We start from the raw sequence: 4,027 nt of genomic DNA, 5'->3' as shown, positions 1-4,027 counted from the left end.
CACCCTTACGTCCTGGCAGGTGAGGCTCAAGTAAACACCAAACATGATCAGAAATATCGTGACGGCGGTGTGTTGGTGTGTTCATGCTTAAGTAATCCATTCATGTAATATGGGGTTATTATTACATGAATTTATTTATGACGACACTATCTAGAAGGAGATAATCTTATTTTTACTGACAACGACGGCTTTAACCGAGCCCTCCGGGATGGTTTTTTCCTCCTGAAAGCACCATCATATATGGATTTTGAATATAGCGATCGGTTTGCATACCACTTCTTTGAACCCACCACAGAAAGTGACCTTCGACCGTATACGGGATTCAAATCATGTACTTTTTCCAATGGTTACGAAGGTTATTTCGACAGAGAACATGATCAATGGGAACAATTCCGCCTCGAACGAGAACACTGGAACCTCATGCCATCAGAGGTCTCAACACTGGGTCACCATATGGCACACGTCGGTATATGTGTACTACGCTCTGTGTTAACTCATATTGGTATTCCTCGTCGTGACTGGGAACTCGTCACCGATGGTGTTTCAGAAGGGCGAGGAAACCAGATGTTATCGTTTAACCACTTCCGATCAGAGAAAGCCACACGAGGTTCTAAATTTCATCGAGATTCAGGCTGGGTGACAGTCTTAAGATCGACTGAACGTGGCCTTTTGGCTTATATAGATGATGAGCTTTTGGCTATCGACCCTGCTCCGGGATACCTGATCATTAACTTTGGTAGTTCGATTGAAGTGCTGACAGAAAATTTAATGCCGAATGTTCGGGCCAATGTACATGGCGTTGCTCGTACCGAACGCAATGGGCAACGCAATAGAATGTCGTATGTCATGTATTTAGTCAGCAGTCTGGCTGGCAATATCTACAAATATGGCCCCAATGGCCCAATCAAAGTTCAATCCGTCGAAGAATTTATTGTTCAAGAAATGAATCGGACATACGATGATGATAATGACGCTTTGTAGATATTTTCCGGATAACAATCTGTGTAGTAGCTCAAACCTGGCAGTTACCCATTATTATACAGGTGCCTGTCAGATTAAATCGGGTTCAGACTCTTTTCTGCGCAGGCCTGTTTTTCATCAGTTTATATAGCTGCACCAACACGACACCAAATGCAAGCGATAATAACAAGGAAAACTGTCAACTATATTTTTACAATAAAACTCGTTTAAATTAATCATACCTGAGGATTTAAAAAAACTTTGCTCATACCTCAGGCACTTAATTTTCTGTTTCAACAAATATCACAGCACATTATCTATTACACATTGAATAAAAGGTTTTACCTCTTCACTTCTTTTCCCATCTAAAGGTGCTTTCCCATAGAATATATAAAGTTTTACTTTAAATTGATGGTGAATTCTAATTCATATAGACAATTACAGTAGAACCAATAACAATTATAAAAAAATTACTTATAAACCATAAAAATATAAACAATCACATTTACCAAATAATAACAAAAGCAATAAAATATAACAAAATGATTTGTAAGATTTTTATGACAATAATTTACCGCCAATGAAGTATATCGTAATTTTTATTATTATAATTTGCATTTTAATTGTTTCTATGCCATATGTTATATTACATAGATAAAAACGTTAATTATGTAAAATATATATATTGAGGTTATTATTTATGACCATAATAGATAATTATAATATCATCCCTTTTCTAAGAAATGATCAATATCGAGCGAAAATTGCTTTCGTCTCACCCCAAAGTCGGAGAAATACCTTCGAATCAGAAACAGAATGTTTTTTGGGTGTCAGCTTAGAAAACCGTAACTTCCAGCCTAACAGGTTTCATGCCTTAGTAAAATGGGCTTCCCGAAGATTTTCCATATGTAAAGTCTTAATCGGTGATAGTATCCATAGAATTACTCTTGAAACGACGCAAGGCTTTTCTCAAGAAGAAGCTTTATCCCGTGCTATCCAAATAGGTCAAAATTTTATGAGAGAAAATCAAAATATACTAGATACATACAGCCATGCCACAAAGTTTGAATATATAACTTGTGCAAAAACCCAAAAAACACCCGATTATAAATTATTTAAGAAGATAATAACTGAATATTTCGAATCCTCCCCGAAATTTCGTTTTTCAGTAGAATAATTTAGTAAAAAATTTCATCGATATGAATGGGATACTCTCACTGAAACTGAGAGATTATATAGAATAAAAAAATCATCTGAATATTTCCTTGAGGAATTCGCAGTATTTTCATGCCTAGTAAAAAATGGAAACTCCGTCATGATCTACCCAGGAGCATTCAGTTCTTTAGCTGAAATAGCTGATGGAAAGTTTCCTGGTCTTCTTCCAGAACTTGAGGCTCTTACCGTAGTCTCTATTAATCTAAAAAGGCGGTAGATATGACTAATTCAACCGATTTGAAACCCTGGAGCCTTAAACGAAGGGCTATCTACCAAGATGTGTATAATAAGCGTGTTGATAATAGGCCAGTTAAAATTATCGCAAAATTACAAAAAGCGTATGTTGAGAATAATTCTCTTATTTTCGAATCGAGCAATCAGCAGGATCAGGCATTAAGCGATGGTATATTTTTTCTAAAAATACCATATTCGTTTCAACTTTCTGCTTGTGACATTTTCTCTAGGAATTTTTATAAAGGGACTGATGTTGCCCTCTATGGAGAATTTAGAACAATTACTGCCGAAAGATTTGGCGATCAACTCCTTGGATTTCATACACGAACTAATCAGATCGAACAATTCCTTCTAGAGCATCGCTTTTGGAAAGGAAATTATCCACCAGAGATCGAACAAGCTGGTAATGAATTGACAGCACTTGGGCATATTGTTCTTCGTTCTATTTTAAAATTGACTAATATTCCAGAGGTCGATTGGTCTATTGCAACAGGTGGTTGCTCAGATTCTCTTGGTTCCTATCATCTTACATTTAACCATTATCGACCACAGCTTGAAGGAATAGGTTTAGCATCTCATAAAGATGATGGCTTTATGACTATTCTACGCTCAACATCTCCAGGTCTTGAAATCAACCTCAACAATCAGTGGGAAACCGTTAACCCTGACCCGACATATTTTGTTATCAACTTTGGCCTTTCAATGGAAGTTCTTACCCGGTGTAGCGGGCCGCGTAAATTGAGAAAGCGCGTCATTTAAATTGATAAAATTTCCGCGCAGCGTTTTTTATCAAAATATGTGATTTATTTTAGCTGTTTTTCTTGCTAGTTGTGTCATCAAAATCAGCTCGAAATTTAACCTTACATCTGCTTTTTACCGTAAATTTTCTGACTTTCTGTCATCTCTATTGGTAAATATTTGTAAATAGTGGAGAGGGAAACGCCGTAAACTAACGCAAGCTTCTTTCGACTATGACCATTTGCTAGCAGATTTTTCGCTTGTTGCTGTTCAGAGAACGAAAACGATACTGGCCTGCCTCCGATTCTCCCCTGAGCGCGAGCGGCTACTAATCCCGCGTTTGTTCTTTCAACGATTAACTCCCGTTCCATTTCAGCTAACGCACTCATTACATAGAAAAAAAAGCGTCCCATTGGAGTACTGGTATCAATACNGCTGTACACTCCGGAGTGGCGCCATTTTCGGTGCCTTTTCATTCGTTGCTACCAGGTTTTTAAACTGCTCTCTTTCCTATCCGACTTCCTTACTACCAAATTATCTGTTGATTTCTAGTGTCCCCCTGCCTGCTTTACCCCCGGACGGTTCGCTGTCTTTCCACTGACCTTATCTTCAAAANTTTGCTTACAATTTGCACTAACCAGCGCATTTCGCTAGTAGAGCACTATTTTGGTCATTTGTTGACACACGAATATAGCCAATCTTCGCCATACTTTTCCCCAATGCTATGGCTTGTTATTTTACCAGAAATTACATAACCGATTGATTATGAAAAATATTTATATTTATATTCTTAACCATTTGGGGAAGTGCGGGTTTTATAAAAAACCTCNGNTTAGTGGAAACGGTGAATAAGGCGAATAATGCGATTATCAGCAACNCG

At 37.5% G+C, this 4,027-nt stretch carries 4 protein-coding genes and 1 pseudogene; 3 read left to right on the top strand and 2 right to left on the bottom strand.

The features are described 5' to 3' along the window. Positions 1–85 (bottom strand): annotated as a pseudogene (locus PTE_RS24930) (IS5/IS1182 family transposase); the annotation flags it as partial. 335 nt (positions 86–420) lie between these two features. Between PTE_RS24930 and PTE_RS24460 the strand changes: the two are divergent. From PTE_RS24460 to PTE_RS07940, 3 genes are all read left to right on the top strand, one after another. Next, positions 421–981 (top strand): 2OG-Fe(II) oxygenase family protein, encoded by a 561-nt coding sequence (locus PTE_RS24460; RefSeq protein ID WP_245219010.1) that lies wholly within the window; start codon positions 421–423, stop codon positions 979–981. 679 nt (positions 982–1,660) lie between these two features. After that, the gene (locus tag PTE_RS07945) at positions 1,661–2,137 is read left to right on the top strand and encodes a tRNA-dependent cyclodipeptide synthase (protein WP_198539238.1); all 477 of its coding nucleotides are present in this window, start codon (positions 1,661–1,663) and stop codon (positions 2,135–2,137) included. Between the two features lie 257 nt (positions 2,138–2,394). Next, positions 2,395–3,168: a 2OG-Fe(II) oxygenase family protein gene (locus tag PTE_RS07940; RefSeq protein WP_051477280.1), complete on the top strand. Its 774-nt coding sequence runs from the start codon at positions 2,395–2,397 to the stop codon at positions 3,166–3,168. A gap of 101 nt (positions 3,169–3,269) precedes the next feature. On the opposite strand, the gene PTE_RS27210 is transcribed toward PTE_RS07940, so the two are convergent. After that, on the bottom strand, positions 3,270–3,518 hold the full coding sequence (locus tag PTE_RS27210; RefSeq protein WP_425339425.1) for a helix-turn-helix domain-containing protein: 249 nt from the start codon (positions 3,516–3,518) through the stop codon (positions 3,270–3,272). Positions 3,519–4,027 lie beyond the last annotated feature (509 nt).

The organism is Photorhabdus khanii NC19, assembly GCF_000517265.1.
Lineage (GTDB): Bacteria > Pseudomonadota > Gammaproteobacteria > Enterobacterales > Enterobacteriaceae > Photorhabdus > Photorhabdus khanii.
Note: the sequence above shows the minus strand (reverse complement) of the source record. Positions and strands in the feature narration are given on the sequence as shown.